The following is a 17,399-nucleotide window of genomic DNA, read 5'->3' on the forward strand; positions in this document are numbered from 1 at the left end:
CAGCTCAGAGCAGCCCTGCTCCGCGCGCCCACTTGTACTTGGCGCCGAGGACCTCGACCGGCAGCTCGGTCGAATAGGCGTAGGCCGGGATGCCGTGCTGGTAGAGATATTCGGCAGCTTCCTCGACCTCGACGTCGCCGGCGAGCGAGGCGACCATGGGCTTCACAAAACCCTTGGCCTCCATCTCCTTCTTCACCTCGACCATGTTGCGGGCGAACACCATCGGCGGGGTGACGATCGTGTGCCAGTAGCCGAGGATCAGCGCGTGGATACGATCGTCGGAGAGGCCGAGCTTCACCGTATTCACGTAGGTGATCGGCGGCTCGCCGCCGGTGATATCCACAGGATTTCCGGCTGCGCCAAACGGCGGGATGAACTTGCGGAAGGCCGCGTCGAGATCCGGCGGCATCGACATCAGCGACAGGCCGTTGTCGACACACGAATCCGACAGCAGCACGCCAGAGCCACCGGCACCGGTGATGATCAGCACGTTCTCGCCCTTCGGCGTCGGCAGCACCGGCACGCCGCGGGCGAATTCGAGCAACTGCCGCAGGGAGCGCGCGCGGATCACGCCGGACTGCTTGAACACGTCCTCATAGATCCTGTCGTTGCCGGCGAGCGCACCGGTGTGCGAGGACGCCGCCTTCGCGCCGGCCGAGGTGCGGCCGGCCTTGAGCACGACGACCGGCTTCTTCTTGGAGACGCGTTTTGCCGCTTCCGCAAAGGCGCGACCGTCCTTGAGGTCTTCGCAGTGCTGCGCGATCAGGTTGGTGTTCGGATCCTGCTCGAAGAAGGCGAGCAGATCATCCTCGTCGATATCGGACTTGTTGCCGAGGCCGACGATCGCCGACACACCCATCTTCGCCGAACGCGAGAAGCCGATGATGGCCATGCCGATGCCGCCCGACTGCGACGACAGCGCCGCATGGCCCTTCACGTCATAGGCCGTGCAGAAGGTCGCGCAGAGATTGGCAGGCGTATAGTAGAAGCCGTAGATGTTTGGCCCCATCAGGCGGATGTCGTACTTCTTGCCGACCTCGACGATCTCGGCCTGGAGCTCGGGCGCGCCGGCCTCCGCAAAGCCGGAGGGAATCAGTACCGCACCCGGGATCTTCTTCTCGCCGCACTCGGTCAAAGCGCCCGCGACGAACTTCGCGGGGATCGCGAAAACCGCAACATCGACCACGCCCGGCACGTCCTTGACGCTCTTGTAGGCCTTGTAGCCGAGGATCTCGGAGGCCTTGGGATGGATTGGAATGATCTCACCCTTGTAGCCGCCGTTGATGAGGTTTTTCATCACGGAGTTGCCGATCTTGCCGTCCTCGGCCGAGGCGCCGATCACGGCGACAGCCTTCGGCTGCATGATGCGGTTCATTGCCGCGACGATCTCTTCGGTCGGGCGCGGCTTCGGCTTGGGCTTGTAGGCGAAGTCGACGACGATGCGCACGTCGGCGGCAGTCGCGTCCTTCGGCGTCGCAAACACCGGGTTGAGGTCGAGCTCGACGATCTCGGGGAAGTCCGTGACGAGCTGCGAGACCTTGACGATGACGTCGGCAAGGGCGTTGCGGTTGACCGGCTCGCCGCCGCGAACGCCCTTCAAAATCTCATGCGCCTGGATGCCGTCGAGCATCGACAGCGCATCCTCCTTGGCCGCGGGCGCGAGGCGGAAGGTGATGTCCTTCAGGACTTCGACCAGCACGCCGCCGAGGCCGAAGGCGACCAGCTTGCCGAAGGAACCGTCCGTGATCGAGCCGACGATGACCTCAGTGCCGCCGGCCAGCATCTGCTGCACCTGGATGCCTTCGATCTTGGCGTCAGCCTTGTACTTCTTGGCGTTGGAGAGAATGGTCTCGTAGGCCTTCTCGGCATCCTCAGCCGTCTTGAGGCCGACGATGACGCCGCCGGCCTCGGTCTTGTGGAGAATGTCGGGCGAGACGATCTTCATCACGACCGGGAAACCCATGGAGGTCGCCATCTTGCCGGCCTCGCCCGCCGACTTCGCAACCCCTTCCTTCGGCACCGGAATGCCGTAGGCATCGCAGACGAGCTTGCCTTCGGGGGCCGTCAGGCTGGTGCGGTTGTCCGCCTTGACCTGGTCAAGCACCCTGCGGACGGCATCTTTGGAATTCGACATGTGGTTTCTCCCTTGACCTCAGATCTTGCTTTGCAAGGCGCGCGTATTACGGCTGCCCGTGATGCTTGCCATTCGCCGCGCCTTGTTCCATGCGGCGGAACGGAGGGCAGAAAGCCCGAGTTTACTCCGCCGGCTTGGATCAAAAATGGCTGGCGATGGCATTTGGTATGCCAGAAGCCAACTTGTCAAGGCGGGTCATGAGGCCGAAGGCCGCAAAAAATAGGCAGCTTGACATTCTGGCATGTGGTATGCCAAAAACATTTCGGTAAATATTCCTGTAAAAGACGACTCCCCCTGAGGAGGAGAATCGTCGTGAAGCAAATCAAGGCATCGCCCAACATGGCCGAGGCAGATCTCGCAATCGTCCGTATTGCCCCGGAGAGCAGCTTCAAGAACAAGGCGTATGACGCCTTGAAGGAAGCGATCCTCAAGATGGACATCTATTCGACGCCCGAGCCGGTGATGCTCGACGAGCGCGCGCTGTCCGAACGCCTGGGCGTGAGCCGGACGCCGATCCGCGAAGCGATCGCGATGCTTGAGCAGGACGGCTTCGTGAAGACCGTGCCGCGCCGGGGCATCATGGTGGTGCGCAGGACCAAGAGCGAGATCGTCGACATGATCCGCGCCTGGGCGGCGCTCGAGAGCATGGCGGCGCGCTTGATCACCACCACTGCGCGCAAGAAGGACATTTCGGCGCTGCGCGATTATTTCAAGGACTTCGGAAAGGACCGCCTGCCCGAGGATCACATCGAGGAATATTCGCGCGCCAACATCGCCTTTCACCAGGCGCTGATCTCGCTGTCGGAATCGCCGATCCTCGTCGACCTCACCAACGACCTCCTGCTGCATGTGCGCGGCTACCGGCAACTGACGATCGGACGGAAGGATCGCACTGCGACCTCACTGCCCGAGCATCTCGGGATCATCGAAGCGCTGGAGGCGCGCGACACCGAACTCGCCGAAAAGCGCGCCCGCGATCACACCCTCGGCCTTGCCGCTTACGTCGAAGCGCATGGCCAGGAACTCTTTACATAGCAACTTCACCAGAAGGGCGAACCATTCGCCCCCAAAGCCTAAACGGCACCTTGAGACCAGGGAGACAAGGCCCATGCTGAATACCGCGACCAAGTCCGAAGCACCGGGCACCGAGCAGGAATTGACGGATGGTTTTCATCTCGTCATCGACGCGCTCAAGCTGAACGGCATCAACACGATCTATAATGTGCCGGGCATCCCGATCACGGATTTGGGCCGCATGGCGCAGGCCGCGGGCATCCGCGTGATCTCCTTCCGTCACGAGCAGAACGCCGGCTACGCGGCGGGCATCGCAGGTTTCCTCACCAAGAAGCCCGGCGTCTGCCTCACCGTTTCGGCCCCCGGCTTCCTCAACGGCCTTACCGCGCTGGCCCACGCCACCACCAACTGCTACCCGATGATCCTGATCTCGGGCTCCTCCGAGCGCGAGATCGTCGACCTCCAGCAGGGCGACTATGAGGAGATGGATCAGCTCGCGGTCGCAAAGCCGCTGTGTAAAGCGGCCTATCGCGTGCTGCACGCCCAGGACATCGGCATTGGTCTGGCGCGCGCGATCCGCGCCGCGGTCTCGGGTCGTCCCGGCGGCGTCTATCTCGATTTGCCGGCAAAGCTGTTCGGCCAGGTGATGAACGCCGATGCCGGCCAGAAGTCGCTCGTGAAGGTGATCGATGCTGCGCCCGCGCAGATCCCCTCGCCTGCTTCAGTGAAGCGCGCACTTGATGTTTTGAAGAGCGCAAAGCGCCCGCTGATCATCCTCGGCAAGGGCGCGGCCTACGCGCAGGCCGACGAAGAGATCAAGAGCTTCGTCGAGAAGAGCGGTGTGCCCTTCCTGCCGATGAGCATGGCCAAGGGCCTTCTCCCCGACACGCATCCGCAGTGCGCCGGCGCCGCCCGCTCGACCGTGCTGAAAGAGTCCGATGTCGTTCTGCTGATCGGCGCGCGGCTCAACTGGCTGCTCTCGCACGGCAAGGGCAAGAGCTGGGGCGAAGCGCCCAAGAAATTCATCCAGGTCGACATCGAGCCGAAGGAGATGGACTCCAACGTCGAGATCGTCGCGCCCGTCGTCGGCGACATCGGCTCCGTCGTCTCCGCCTTCAACCAGGCGATGGGCGCGGGCTGGACCGCCCCGCCGGCCGAATGGACCAATGCTGTTTCGACCAAGCGTGAAGAGAACGTCGCCAAGATGGCGCCGAAGCTCATGAACAACAAGTCGCCGATGGACTATCACGGTGCGCTCGGCGTGCTGAAGAACGTCATCAAGGAGCATCCCGACGCGATCCTCGTCAACGAAGGCGCCAACACACTCGACCTCGCCCGCGGCGTCATCGACATGTACAAGCCGCGCAAGCGTCTCGACGTCGGCACCTGGGGCGTGATGGGCATCGGCATGGGCCAGGCGATTGCGGCCGCGCTCGAGACCGGGAACCCCGTGCTCGCGGTGGAAGGCGACAGCGCCTTCGGCTTCTCCGGCATGGAGGTCGAGACCATCTGCCGCTACAACTTGCCAATCTGCGTCGTCATCTTCAACAATGATGGCATCTATCGCGGCACCGACGTCAACAGCGCCAACTCGGATCCTGCGACCACCGTGTTCGTCAAGGGCGCGCGCTACGACAAGATGATGGAAGCCTTCGGCGGCGTCGGCGTGAACGCCACCTCGCCGGACGAATTGAAGCGCGCCGTCAACGAGGCGATCAGCTCGGGCAAGCCGACGCTGATCAACGCGGTGATCGATCCGGCGGCGGGCTCGGAGAGCGGCCGCATCGGCAATCTCAATCCGCAGAGCGTTCTGCAGAAGAAGAAGTAAGCTACCCCTTCAACCCATTATTCCCTGCGGGTGCAGGGGCAGACAGAGTACGGAGCAAACACGATGACCAAGGCGCTCACGGGCGTTCGCATTCTCGACTTCACCCACGTCCAGTCGGGGCCGACCTGCACGCAATTGCTGGCATGGTTCGGCGCCGACGTGATCAAGGTGGAGCGTCCCGGTGTCGGCGACATCACCCGCGGCCAGCTGCAGGACATCCCGAACGTGGACAGCCTGTATTTCACCATGCTGAACCACAACAAGCGCTCGATCACGCTCGACACCAAGAACCCCAAGGGCAAGGAGGTTCTCACCGAGCTGATCAGGAAGTGCGATGTGCTGGTCGAGAACTTCGGCCCCGGCGTGCTCGACCGCATGGGCTTCCCCTGGGAGAAGATCCAGGCGATCAACCCCAAGATGATCGTCGCCTCGATCAAGGGCTTTGGTCCCGGGCCGTACGAGGACTGCAAGGTCTATGAGAACGTCGCGCAGTGCACCGGCGGCGCCGCCTCCACCACCGGCTTCCGCGACGGTCTGCCGCTCGTCACCGGCGCGCAGATCGGCGACACCGGCACCGGCCTGCACCTCGCAATCGGCATCCTGGCCGCACTCTACCAGCGCACCGCGACCGGCAAGGGTCAGAAGGTCACCGCCGCGATGCAGGACGGCGTGCTCAACCTCGCCCGCGTCAAGCTGCGCGACCAGCAGCGCCTCGCCCATGGTCCGCTGAAGGAATACAGCCAGTTCGGCGAAGGCATTCCGTTCGGCGATGCCGTGCCGCGCGCCGGCAACGACTCCGGCGGCGGCCAGCCCGGCCGCATCCTGAAGTGCAAGGGCTGGGAGACCGACCCGAACGCCTACATCTACTTCATCACCCAGGCCCAGGTCTGGGAGAAGATCTGCGACGTGATCGGCGAGCCGACCTGGAAGACCGATCCGAACTACGCAAAGCCCCCGGCCCGCTTGCCGCGGCTCAACGAGATCTTCGCCCGCATCGAGCAGTGGACGATGACGAAGACGAAGTTCGAGGCGATGGAGATCCTCAACAAGGACGACATCCCCTGCGGTCCTATCCTCTCGATGAAGGAGATCGCGGAAGACCAGTCGCTGCGCGCGACCGGCACCGTGGTCGAAGTCGACCACCCCACCCGCGGCAAGTACATCTCGGTCGGCAACCCGATCAAGCTGTCGGACTCACCGAGCGACGTGCAGCGCTCCCCGCTGCTCGGCGAGCACACCGACGAGATCCTGCGTTCCGTGCTCGGCTTCTCGGATCACCAGGTCGCCGACATCCACAAGTCCGGCGCGCTCGATCCGCCGCAGAGGCAGGCCGCGGAGTAAGCGGGACTACTTCGACCCGAGACGAAAGGGCCGCCTGTTCAGGCGGCCTTTTTTTTCGTGCCCTCTCTCTCGCTCGCGCGGCTTCCGCCAAAATCTGAAAAACAACCCCATGCAAAGTAGCCGAGGACCACTCGCACGCACGAACAGTACGGATTTTACGAACTCGTTTGACACGTCGGGCAAATCAGTGGCGAAAGTCGAGCATCGCAGAGTCTCCCCCGCCTGACGTCCGCTATCATCCCGACATCCGCGCAAGCGCGGACATCGCTCTGGTCCTGGTTGTGCCGGAAGCCGATCAAGGGATCGCTCCAAGGGTGCGCGCGATTACAGCAATGGCATTCGCGGTTTCGGCAGGACGGAGAGTTGGGTCGAGGTGCGTCCCTTCCGAATTGATAACTGGCCAACCGCGGCCGCGCGCCTCTACCGTTGCGTGGTCGTAGAGCTTAGACGCTTGGATGAACCCGGCGGGAATGTGATCCCATCTGGCAAGGTCGACAGTCTCGTCGAACCAACTGATATTCATCTTCGGCAGACCGCTTTCGAACCGAGCGAACGCGTTGCGATCGCTTTTCAAGATGTCGATGCCAACCAGCGATGCGCGGTGTCCGTCACCGTCGAACCATTTTGACCACACCGGGAGGGATCCATCCGCTCTCGCAAGATTTTGAATGAAAGCGCGCAGAGCTGGCCTAACCGGATATGCCGCGCCTTCTATCGGCGGGATGTCACCATCGACGATGACCACGGCCTTCGTCGGCAACTTGGTCGCCAGATCGGCGGCTAGAGCGCTGGCTGAGCTGTGGCCAATCAACACCAGCCCATTTGCAGGAGCAATTTGATTGACAAGACTGCGGCTCCACGCGCTCCATGCCGGAGGAGAGACATGATGCGCTAGAATATCCGGGACTTGTACGCGCCATCCTGAGTCACGCAGCTTTTCGGCCGTAGGCTCCCAGCTCGAGGCCCGAACCAACGGGCCTGCTATAAGGACGACATCTGTATTCAAGTTTCCCCCGTGACCGAACGTGCATCTATAGCGGACACAAGCAGACATTGCTATGAAGTCTGCAACCAAGCGGCACCGTTTCAGCAGTTCCGGCCGGACGATCCGCCGCCGGCGCTCCCGACATAACCCAGCAACAAAAGTTGAGATGACGTCTCAAATCGGTGACGTCTCGTTCGTCCTCGGGGCATGAATGGGCAACGGACGTCCGCGCCGGACCAACCAATTCACGAAGATAACAATCATGCCCAGCATTGTACACCTGCACCGCGTCCTGACGACCAGCCCCGAGAAAGTCCATCGCGCCTTCCTCTAGTCCACCTCGCGCGTGGCCTCGCCCAGGCGCCGAGCCGAGCGATCGTCGGCGATCCAGTGGCAAAACCCGATGATCGCAGAGTCCACCTGATGTCCGCTATCATCCCGACACCAGCGCAAGCGCGGACCTTGCTTTGATGCGATGTTGCGCCACGTGCCGGCGTGAACGGAGTTCCCCCAGCCACGTCGGCTGAAGGCAGGAGGCGACATTCGGTCAGGCTCTTCTCTACATTTCAGAACTGTTGGCAACGCAAGTTGCGCCGGCCGGCGCCTTGCCGCCAGAGGCGTCATCGCCGCAAAGATCAGCGGCTAGAAGACCGTCGACGACCGGTCCGGGGATCCAATAGTCCCCTGCAAGCGGCCTGACACTTACGCCAGCAATTACCCCGCGCTGCAGACTTGGATCGAAGTAGCGCATCGTCCGCTCGTTCAGGTCAATGATGCGGCCGGGCGTTAGTGGTCCCACGTCATTTATTTTGACGATTGCTTTTTTACCTACCGCCTCAACGAGGGCATATTTCGGCCTCGCGCCAAATTGGACCCCACCGAATTTCTGACGCAAACTCGTCTTGATGGCAGCCGCCCAGACGGAGGGATCATAGCGCTCGCCGGAGGCTGTGTTCGGACCGCCCTCCCGCCATCCGGGCCGGAACGGATTGTACATGGATGCTGCGCCAATGATCGCATCCCCAGAAGCGGCATTGACGACGGCACTTGAATGAACTGCACCGATTTCACTTCGAGCAACGGTAACAGACATGGCAAGCGCAACTACGGCGCCGCAAATTGCGGCGCTCGAGTGGAACACCATCATAACTCCTCGACTGATTTTTTTTCGATTGTTCGGTTCCCGATGCCGCAAAAACACGGTCACGCGAAACGCGGAGGCGTTAAACGAGCTCGTGCCAATTTTTTGCGGATTCGTGCCAATCCTGGCGACGGAACCGTTGTGGGAACCAGGGTGGTTCTCACGCAGTGTTTTGCATCTCTCCGACTAAGACAGAGATTGCGTCAGCAGCATGACTGATTGGAGCTTCTTTGACAGTACGTGAGTAGGAGCAAGCGTTGGGATCAAAAGCGGCTCTGAAAGCGAGCGTGGACCCATGTCCGATGGACGTTTGAAATCCGACCTGACAATGCGCGTCAGCCTGTTCGGCTCGGGCTATTTCCGGACTCATGCATCGCAACAAGGAAGTTCTATTGGATCACTCCGGCGGCGCGAGCGAGCAGCTCAGGAGCTGGCGCAATGCCAAGCGCTTTCGCAGTTTTGAGATTGATGACTAACTCGTATTTCGTCGGCGCCTGCACCGGAAGGTCGGCCGGTCTTTCACCTTTGAGGACACGATCGACGTACCCAGCCGAGCGTCGGACTATGTCGGCAGTATTCGGTCCATAGGAGATCAGTGCCCCTTCCGCAGCGAACTGCCGGAAGCCGTATATCGCAGGAAGTCGCCGTCGTTCCGTCAATGTAATGACCGCCCGGCGGTGATTGTTGATGAATGCGTCCGGTGCGACGATCAGAGCGCCGCCAGGCTCGCGTGCGAGCGCCGTGATGGCTGCCTCGACCTCCGCCTCGTCGTGCACAGGAGATGCGGAGAGCTCGAGGGCGAGCGATGTGCGGGCCGCTTCGAGTTCGCGTAGGAATGCCGGGTAAAAAGGCGTCGTGTCGGGATTGAAGATGAGCGCTACATGTCTGACCCCGGGAGCAATTTCCTTAATCATCTCCATCCATTTCCCAATCAATAGGAAATCGATGAAGGTGAAGCCGGTGATGTTGCCGCCCGGCCGCGACAGGCTGGTCACGAAACCCTGTCCGACCGGATCGTTGACGAGGTTGAATACGATCGGAATGGTGCTGGTCGCCTCTTTCAATGCTGCGGTGATTGGCGTCCCGCTTCCGACGATGACGTCCGGCGCCGAATGCACCAGCTCCGTCGCGTAGGCTCGGATCCGGCCCAGATCTCCGCCGGTATATCGATGCTCAATTCGAATATTGCGATTCTCGATCCACCCGAGCGCCTCGAGCCCCTTCCGAAACGCAATGACGCGGGTCAGCACTTCGCTATCATTCTCGAGGTACGGATGGAGGAACGCAACGCGACGCATGCCCGTCGCCTGCTGCGTGCACGAGGCCAACGTCCAGCCAGCGGCCGCACCTACTAAAAGTGCAATGAACTTGCGTCGTCGCATTCGTCGCCCTTCAGGTCGAGCGACACGATCTAGCATATGCTTCGAGCTCCAAGTGTAATGTGCGTCACAGCAAATATTCGCACTGATGTCGCAGATGGGTCAAAACGCGAGACACTCAATGCGAGCAACTCTAGTCCGCAATGCTCCAATATTTAGACCTCGACCGCTTTGCTTCACGAAGCGATCTCAATTCCTGGCCTGCTTGGCTCTGTGGCTCACATCCCCTGAGCCTTGGTGGCTTGCTCACACGCTCTCCTGGACCCGCATGCCGGGGCTGTCCCCGGCGAGGTTCGCGAAGTCGATCTTTGACATCTCGACGATGGCTTTGGTGCGATTCGCAATGTCCAATTTGCGAAGGATCTCCGACACGTGCACCTTGACGGTCGTTTCGCATATACGCAGTTCGTACGCGATCTGCTTGTTCTGCAAGCCGCGGTGGATCAACTCGAGGACCCGCAATTGTTGCGGGGTCAGATCGTGCAGGCGCTTCAGGAACTCCTCGAGCGAATCCTTGGATCGATCTGGCTCCGCATTGTGCCGGTAGCAGTTTGGGAGATAAATCGAACCTCGCAGCACTTCGCCGATCGCGCGTACGAGTTCTTTCTTCGAAGTGGACTTGTGGATGTAACCTGATACGCCGAGAAAGAGCGCGCTTGCCACGATCAGCGAATCCTTGTGGCACGAAATGACGACGATTGGACTCCCCGGGAAGGCTTTACGGAGACGTAGAAGACCGGACAATCCTGTCGTTCCGGGTAAGGACAGGTCGAAAAGCGTAAGCTCAATTCCGCCACAAGACAGCACATCGAGCGCTTCGTCGATCGTTGCCGCCTCTATGATCTCAGCATCGGCTACGGCCTGGCGAATGCTATTGCCCACCGCCTCCCGAAACAGTGGATGATCGTCCACGACGAGAACTCTCATGTGCGTTGATCCTGCAAAGGCAGGACAAAATGCCGGCTGTGTGCAGTTCGGTTTTGATCTAGCTCAATTCGGTGTCGCAACGCCGCCGCGCGCAAAGAGCATCCGAGCCCTGGAGCTGTGCAGCAAGAAGGTCCTGTCGCCCAAGAAAGCGCATCCGGCTTGCGATACATCAAGTCAATCGCAGTTGGGTCGGCTAAGTGCATTCTCGTACCGAGTGGCCCGTGATCTGGCGTGAAATGCGCTGATCGACCCGGGTCTTCTGGGACAGGTCTGGCGCCGCAGGGCCTCGATAAGCTGGTTTTGCAGATTGATGGAGTGAACGGGCGACGAGTCCGACAGGTGAGAATCCTCGGAGAAGCAAATGCCGGCAGATGGAACTGGCCACCACGCAGATCGGGTCCACTCCGCGATCTCGTCGAATGGTGCTGCGAAATCCGCGCTGATTGCTTCATGGCAAAGGTCGGCATGTTTCCATAAGCTTGATCCGGACGAACGAACCCCGCCGAAGAGACTAACCGATTCCGAACTAAGGAAGGTCAGGCAAGAAATCGAGCCGCTCATCCACGTCGCGCAGCCAAGCCTCGACAGGCTCCACACTGCGGTTGGAGGGACAGGTTGCTGTGTGCTGCTTGCAGATCGGAGCGGCGTTCCCGTCGAGCGGCGCGGCGCGCCTGGCGACGATCCAACGTTTCTGGATTGGGGACTATGGCCTGGTGCAGTCTGGAGCGAAGACAGCGAGGGTACGAACGGCATCGGCACCTGTCTCGTCGAGCATCGCGCACTGACGATCCATCGTGACCAACATTTCTATTCGCGCAATGCTCGATTGAGCTGCACGACTGCCCCGCTTTACGACCATGAGGGGCATCTGGTGGGGGCACTCGATGTGTCGTCATGCAGGGCGGATTTCATCGAATGCTACGTCAATCTTCTCGCGGCGGCGGTGATCGACGCCGCAGCGCGGATTGAGGCCGAATGCTTCCGTTTGGCCTATTCTCGAGCGCGGATCCAGATCGTTCCGGTCCCCGACAAGATGGGGAAAGCCTTCATCGCCGTGGACGAAGACGATCTTGTCGTGGGGGCTAGCCGCGTGGCCCGCCAGGCGCTTGGCCTCTCCCACGCCTGTCTGCAGAATCCACTGCCCGCAGCGGAGATTCTGGGTATGTCAAAGCGGCTGTCCGAAGACCTTGCGACGGCCGAGCGTCGGGTGCTGCAACGCGCGCTGACGCGGGCGGAGGGTAATGTCAAAGCCGCAGCTGAAGCGCTTGGCGTAAGCCGGGCTACACTTTACCGAAAGCTGCGGCGATCGGGCCTTCGCCCCGCCCGTTGACTCTTTGCCCTCTCGAATGTCTCAGTCTTGAGACATATGGGATGGCAATCCGTTCCAGGGGGCTGGCACGACGATCCAATATCGACAAGCCTCTCCTCAAGCGCCGCATCAAGCGTCGCAGTTTGAGGAGGACGACCATGAACAAGGTGGAGTTTTCACGGACCGCGAAAGTTCCCTTTGAAACGCGCTACGGCAACTTCATTGGCGGCAAATGGGCCGAGCCGCGCTCCGGTAAGTATTTCGAAAACAGGTCGCCGGTGAATGGCCAATTGCTTTGCGAGATCGCCCGCTCAAATGAGCAGGATGTGGAAGCCGCGCTCGATGCCGCCCACGCTGCCAAGGATGCTTGGGGACGGACCAGCGCCGCGGAACGCGCGATCATTCTCAACAAGATCGCCGATCGTATGGAAGAAAATCTCGACCTCCTCGCTTTGGCGGAAACCTGGGACAACGGCAAGCCAATCCGCGAAACGACGGCGGCCGATCTGCCGCTCGCGATCGATCATTTCCGCTACTTCGCCGGTGCCATTCGCGGACAGGAAGGCAGCATTGCCGAGATCGATCATGATACGGTTGCCTACCATTTCCACGAACCGCTTGGGGTCGTCGGCCAGATCATCCCCTGGAACTTCCCGCTTCTGATGGCCTGCTGGAAGCTCGCGCCCGCCATCGCCGCTGGCAACTGCGTGGTGCTCAAGCCTGCCGAGCAGACGCCCGCTTCGATCCTGGTCTGGATCGGATTGGTCGGCGACCTGTTGCCGCCCGGCGTCCTCAACATCGTCAACGGCTTTGGCCTCGAGGCCGGCAAGCCTCTCGCCTCCAGCCCCCGCATCTCCAAGATCGCCTTCACCGGCGAGACCACGACGGGCCGGCTGATCATGCAATACGCCGCCCAGAACCTGATCCCGGTGACACTGGAGCTTGGCGGCAAGTCGCCCAACATCTTCTTCAAGGATGTAACCGCCGAGGACGACGACTTCTTCGACAAGGCGATCGAAGGCTTTGTGATGTTTGCCCTCAACCAGGGCGAGGTTTGCACCTGCCCGAGCCGGGCGCTCATCCATGAAGGAATCTACGACAAGTTCATGGAGCGTGCGCTGAGGCGTGTCGAGGCGATCGTTCAGGGTGACCCGCTCGACCCGGCCACGATGATCGGCGCGCAGGCGTCGAGCGAACAGCTCGAAAAGATCCTTTCCTATATCGACATCGGCCGCCAGGAGGGCGCAACGGTCCTGACGGGCGGCTCGCGCAACGAACTGCCGGGCGATCTGGCCCGCGGCTATTATGTCAAGCCGACCGTGTTCAAGGGCCACAACAAGATGCGGATCTTCCAGGAGGAGATTTTCGGACCGGTGGTGTCAGTGACGACCTTCAAGGACGACGAGGAGGCATTGTCGATCGCCAACGACACGCTCTATGGCCTCGGCGCCGGCATCTGGAGTCGTGATGCGAACCGGCTCTATCGCTTCGGTCGCGCGATTCAGGCCGGGCGCGTCTGGACCAACTGCTATCACGCCTACCCCGCACATGCGGCATTCGGCGGCTACAAGCAGTCCGGTATCGGTCGCGAAACCCACAAGATGATGCTGGATCACTATCAGCAGACGAAGAACATGCTGGTGAGTTACAGCCCCAAGAAGCTGGGCTTCTTCTGAGTTCTCCCAGACTTGCCGGCGCGGTCGTAGTCGTCCGCGTCGGTCATTTTTTCAGCCTCAGGGAGTGGTCTTTGGAGGACAAGGTTTCCGCAACGCCCGCAGCGCTCCAGCTGCTCGATGAAATCGTCAGGGAGCACGGCCCTGTCCTGTTTCATCAGTCGGGAGGTTGCTGCGATGGATCCTCGCCGATGTGTTATCCCCGGAACGAATTCATCATCGGGGACACCGACGTTTTGCTCGGACATATCGGTGGGGCACCTGTCTATATCAGCGCCCCGCAGTTCGAGGCGTGGAAGCATACCGACCTCATCATCGACGTCGTTCCCGGTCGGGGCGGAATGTTCTCCCTCGATAACGGCCGCGAGAAGCGGTTTCTGACGCGTTCGCGCGTGTGTTCGGCGAGCCGTAGTGCGGCACCATCATCATCGTGAGCCTGAGTGGCGCCCCTTCGGGGCGGAGTGGAGAGATTGCATGAGCGCATTACCGAGCCCGGAAGAACTAAGCTACGGAGTACCGGAAATTTGGGCGAAGCGGGCTCATGTGGACGCGGCAAAGTACCGTGAGATGTACGCCGTCTCGATTTCTGCTCCGGATCAATTCTGGGGATATCACGGGAGTCGGATCAACTGGATCACCCCCTTCACGAAGGTGAAGAATACCAGCTTCGATCCCGGCAAGGTCTCCATCAAGTGGTTCGAGGACGGTACCACCAACGTATCGATGAATTGCATCGACCGGCACCTTGCCGCGCGCGCCGACCAGATCGCGATCATCTGGGAGGGGGACGACCCGAACGAGTCGAAGCTCATCACGTACAAGGAGCTGCACGAACACGTCTGCCGTCTCGCCAATGTACTGAAGCGCAACGGCGTGGCGAAAGGCGATACGGTCACGATATACCTGCCCATGATTCCGGAAGCTGCCTTCGCCATGCTGGCCTGTGCCCGGATCGGCGCGATTCATTCCATCGTGTTTGGAGGTTTCTCGCCGGATGCGCTTGCCGGACGGATTGAAGGATGCCGCTCGAAAATCGTCATAACGGCAGACGAAGGTCTGCGCGGCGGACGAAAAGTTCCATTGAAGGCCAACGCCGATGCGGCGGTCGCGAAGTCGTCCAACATCGTTCAGACGATGATTGTGGTCAAACGTACCGGCAGCAAGGTCGATTGGGTCGATGGCCGTGATGTCTGGTATGAAGATGAGATGGCAAAGGCGTCGGCCGCATGCGAGCCGGCCGAAATGAACGCCGAGGATCCCCTGTTCATCCTCTACACGTCGGGATCCACCGGTGCGCCCAAAGGGGTGGTCCACACGACGGGCGGATATCTCGTCTACGCATCGATGACGCATCAATACGTGTTCGACTACCACGACGGCGACGTCTACTGGTGCACGGCGGATGTCGGTTGGGTCACGGGCCACAGCTACATCGTCTACGGCCCGCTGGCCAATGGCGCGACTACCCTGATGTTCGAGGGCGTCCCCAACTACCCGTCGACGTCGCGGTTTTGGGAGGTCATCGACAAATACAAGGTCAACATCTTCTATACCGCGCCGACAGCCATCCGCTCCCTGATGGCGGCTGGTGAAGAACCGGTCAAACGGACCAGCCGCGCCTCGCTGCGCCTGCTCGGCTCGGTCGGCGAGCCGATCAATCCGGAAGCGTGGGAGTGGTATCACCGCGTGGTGGGCGAGCAGCGTTGCCCGATCGTCGACACCTGGTGGCAGACCGAGACTGGCGGCATCATGATTACGCCGCTTCCCGGCGCAACCGCCCTGAAGCCCGGTTCGGCCGCGTCGCCGTTCTTTGGAATCGGACCGGAAGTCGTGGATGCCGCTGGCACGGTGCTGGAGGGGGCCTGCGAAGGAAACCTCGTCATTGCCGATTCATGGCCCGGCCAGATGCGTACCGTTTACGGCGATCACGAACGCTTCATGCAGACCTACTTCTCGACCTATCCGGGCAAGTATTTCACCGGAGATGGATGCCGGCGCGACAGCGATGGCTACTACTGGATCACCGGCCGGGTCGACGACGTCATCAACGTCTCAGGCCATCGCATGGGGACAGCCGAAGTGGAAAGCGCGTTGGTTGCTCACAAGGATGTCTCCGAAGCTGCCGTGGTCGGCTTTCCCCACGCCATCAAGGGACAGGGTATCTATGCCTACGTGACCCTGATGGCTGACAGCGAGCCCTCGCCGACGCTGCGCCAGGAACTGATCGCCTGGGTTCGCAAGGAAATCGGCCCGATCGCCGCCCCCGACATCATCCAGTTCGCGCCGGGGCTGCCAAAGACGCGCTCCGGAAAGATCATGCGGCGAATCCTGCGCAAGATCGCGGAGAACGAGTTTGGTGCGCTTGGCGATACGTCGACGCTGGCCGATCCCTCGGTGGTCCAGGATCTGATCAAGAATCGCTAGAACCAATTAACGCAGAGGAGCTTGGCCGATGAGACTGGTTCTGTTGGGCGCACCGGGCGCGGGTAAGGGCACGCAGGCCTCAAGAATCGCGAAACGCTTCGGTGTTCCGCAGTTGTCGACCGGGGACATGCTGCGTGAAGCGGCAACCGCGGGGACTTCGCTTGGCTTGCGCGCCCGGCACATCATGGACCGTGGGGAGCTTGTGCCGGATGAGGTCGTCATTGCGGTCGTTGCGGATCGAATTGACCACGCGGACGCCGCGAACGGGTTCGTGCTCGACGGCTTTCCCCGGACCGTGCCACAGGCCGAGGCCCTCGATCGGGAACTGGCGGCCAGAGGAATCGGACTCGACGCAGTTCTTGAACTCGAGGTCAACGAGGACGTGCTCCTCGTGCGCATCAAGGGTCGTGCCGCGGAAGCGGCAAGTCAAGGCCAGTCCGCGCGCAGCGACGATAATCCGGAGACCTTCAGGACGCGGCTGAAGGCATATCGTGCTCAAACCGCTCCCGTTGCCGAATACTATCGGTCGCGGGGACTCCTCGCAGCCGTCGACGGCTTGCAGCCGATTGACGCCGTGACCGAAGAATTGACGAAGGCCCTATCAGCGTTCACCTGATTTGGAGATAGTCAGATCCCACCGCAACAAGAAACCCGGTGCGGGATAGTGTCCGATTATCGGCAACAAGGGGTATTCATGCTTGGACCATGGCTCACGATCACATTGCTCGCGCTGGAATCGAGCGAGGTCATTGGCCTACGTGTCTCAAAGCTTGCTAATGGCGGTACCGACGCGCAGCATGAGGCTTATCTCATGGTTGGCGAAAAGATTGACGCTGTCGTTGATGTTGGCGTCAGGCTTTTGTGCGGAGCGACTGCCGTCAACGTGATCAATCGGTTTCGGGAGAAGGTGGCGGCAAATGCCAGGCGTCTTTCAAATGAGCGTCTGGCTGCGTCCGGTCACGGGCATGACGTAGCAGGGAGCGGCCTCTTGGCGTCGCGCTGAAGGTTGGCCTGGACCGAATGATCAGCCACTGCGATTATCTCACCGCGAGAAGGATCATGGAAAACAGCTTTACGGGTCCTCGCGAGATAGCTCAGTTGAATATTGAGCACTACAGCAGGCTCTTGCAGACCCCACTGGACGAAAGAACGCGCGGGACCGTCGAGCGGCTCCTTGCGGAGGAAAAATCCAAGCTGGCGAACCTCCCCAAGGCAAAGGCAACAGATCGATAAAGACGCTTGCC

At 60.9% G+C, this 17,399-nt stretch carries 14 protein-coding genes; 9 read left to right on the forward strand and 5 right to left on the reverse strand.

Annotated elements, in window-relative coordinates; genetic code table 11:
- Positions 1 to 4: 4 nt before the first annotated feature.
- Positions 5 to 2,134, reverse strand: coding sequence for an acetate--CoA ligase family protein (locus YUU_RS0104055; protein WP_027521216.1), 2,130 nt, complete (start codon positions 2,132 to 2,134; stop codon positions 5 to 7).
- A gap of 339 nt (positions 2,135 to 2,473) precedes the next feature.
- Between YUU_RS0104055 and YUU_RS0104060 the strand changes: the two genes are divergently transcribed.
- From YUU_RS0104060 to frc, 3 genes are all read left to right on the forward strand, one after another.
- Positions 2,474 to 3,169, forward strand: a complete 696-nt coding sequence (locus YUU_RS0104060) for a GntR family transcriptional regulator (protein ID WP_051389613.1) — start codon at positions 2,474 to 2,476, stop codon at positions 3,167 to 3,169.
- A gap of 73 nt (positions 3,170 to 3,242) precedes the next feature.
- Positions 3,243 to 4,976 carry an oxalyl-CoA decarboxylase gene (gene oxc / locus YUU_RS0104065; protein ID WP_027521218.1) on the forward strand — a complete coding sequence of 578 codons (1,734 nt, stop codon included), beginning with the start codon at positions 3,243 to 3,245 and terminating at the stop codon, positions 4,974 to 4,976.
- Positions 4,977 to 5,039: 63 nt separating this feature from the next.
- Entirely contained in the window at positions 5,040 to 6,317 is a 1,278-nt protein-coding gene (gene frc, locus YUU_RS0104070) for a formyl-CoA transferase (RefSeq protein WP_027521219.1), read from the forward strand.
- 295 nt (positions 6,318 to 6,612) lie between these two features.
- Here the strand turns inward: frc and YUU_RS50010 are convergent, their stop codons facing one another.
- The 4 genes from YUU_RS50010 to YUU_RS0104095 all read right to left on the reverse strand — a co-directional run bounded on the left by YUU_RS50010 (position 6,613) and on the right by YUU_RS0104095 (position 10,749).
- Positions 6,613 to 7,323, reverse strand: coding sequence for an alpha/beta fold hydrolase (locus YUU_RS50010; RefSeq protein WP_051389614.1), 711 nt, complete (start codon positions 7,321 to 7,323; stop codon positions 6,613 to 6,615).
- Positions 7,324 to 7,861: 538 nt separating this feature from the next.
- Positions 7,862 to 8,509, reverse strand: coding sequence for a septal ring lytic transglycosylase RlpA family protein (locus YUU_RS56065; RefSeq protein WP_245287939.1), 648 nt, complete (start codon positions 8,507 to 8,509; stop codon positions 7,862 to 7,864).
- 323 nt (positions 8,510 to 8,832) lie between these two features.
- Positions 8,833 to 9,825, reverse strand: coding sequence for an ABC transporter substrate-binding protein (locus YUU_RS0104090; protein WP_027521220.1), 993 nt, complete (start codon positions 9,823 to 9,825; stop codon positions 8,833 to 8,835).
- 243 nt (positions 9,826 to 10,068) lie between these two features.
- On the reverse strand, positions 10,069 to 10,749 hold the full coding sequence (locus YUU_RS0104095; RefSeq protein WP_027521221.1) for a response regulator transcription factor: 681 nt from the start codon (positions 10,747 to 10,749) through the stop codon (positions 10,069 to 10,071).
- Positions 10,750 to 11,110: 361 nt separating this feature from the next.
- Here YUU_RS0104095 and YUU_RS0104100 point away from each other — a divergent pair, with 361 nt between their 5' ends.
- The 6 genes from YUU_RS0104100 to YUU_RS50020 all read left to right on the forward strand — a co-directional run bounded on the left by YUU_RS0104100 (position 11,111) and on the right by YUU_RS50020 (position 17,158).
- Positions 11,111 to 12,079 (forward strand): GAF domain-containing protein, encoded by a 969-nt coding sequence (locus YUU_RS0104100; RefSeq protein WP_027521222.1) that lies wholly within the window; start codon positions 11,111 to 11,113, stop codon positions 12,077 to 12,079.
- Between the two features lie 137 nt (positions 12,080 to 12,216).
- Positions 12,217 to 13,734 (forward strand): aldehyde dehydrogenase, encoded by a 1,518-nt coding sequence (gene adh / locus YUU_RS0104105; RefSeq protein WP_027521223.1) that lies wholly within the window; start codon positions 12,217 to 12,219, stop codon positions 13,732 to 13,734.
- 71 nt (positions 13,735 to 13,805) lie between these two features.
- Positions 13,806 to 14,165 (forward strand): DUF779 domain-containing protein, encoded by a 360-nt coding sequence (locus tag YUU_RS0104110; RefSeq protein ID WP_027521224.1) that lies wholly within the window; start codon positions 13,806 to 13,808, stop codon positions 14,163 to 14,165.
- Positions 14,166 to 14,205: 40 nt separating this feature from the next.
- Positions 14,206 to 16,155 (forward strand): acetate--CoA ligase, encoded by a 1,950-nt coding sequence (gene acs / locus YUU_RS0104115; RefSeq protein ID WP_035661143.1) that lies wholly within the window; start codon positions 14,206 to 14,208, stop codon positions 16,153 to 16,155.
- Positions 16,156 to 16,183: 28 nt separating this feature from the next.
- Positions 16,184 to 16,771, forward strand: coding sequence for an adenylate kinase (locus tag YUU_RS0104120; protein ID WP_027521226.1), 588 nt, complete (start codon positions 16,184 to 16,186; stop codon positions 16,769 to 16,771).
- 48 nt (positions 16,772 to 16,819) lie between these two features.
- Positions 16,820 to 17,158, forward strand: a complete 339-nt coding sequence (locus tag YUU_RS50020) for a hypothetical protein (RefSeq protein ID WP_198031692.1) — start codon at positions 16,820 to 16,822, stop codon at positions 17,156 to 17,158.
- Positions 17,159 to 17,399 lie beyond the last annotated feature (241 nt).

The sequence above is a fragment of the Bradyrhizobium sp. Ec3.3 genome (assembly GCF_000472925.1).
Taxonomy (GTDB): Bacteria; Pseudomonadota; Alphaproteobacteria; order Rhizobiales; family Xanthobacteraceae; genus Bradyrhizobium.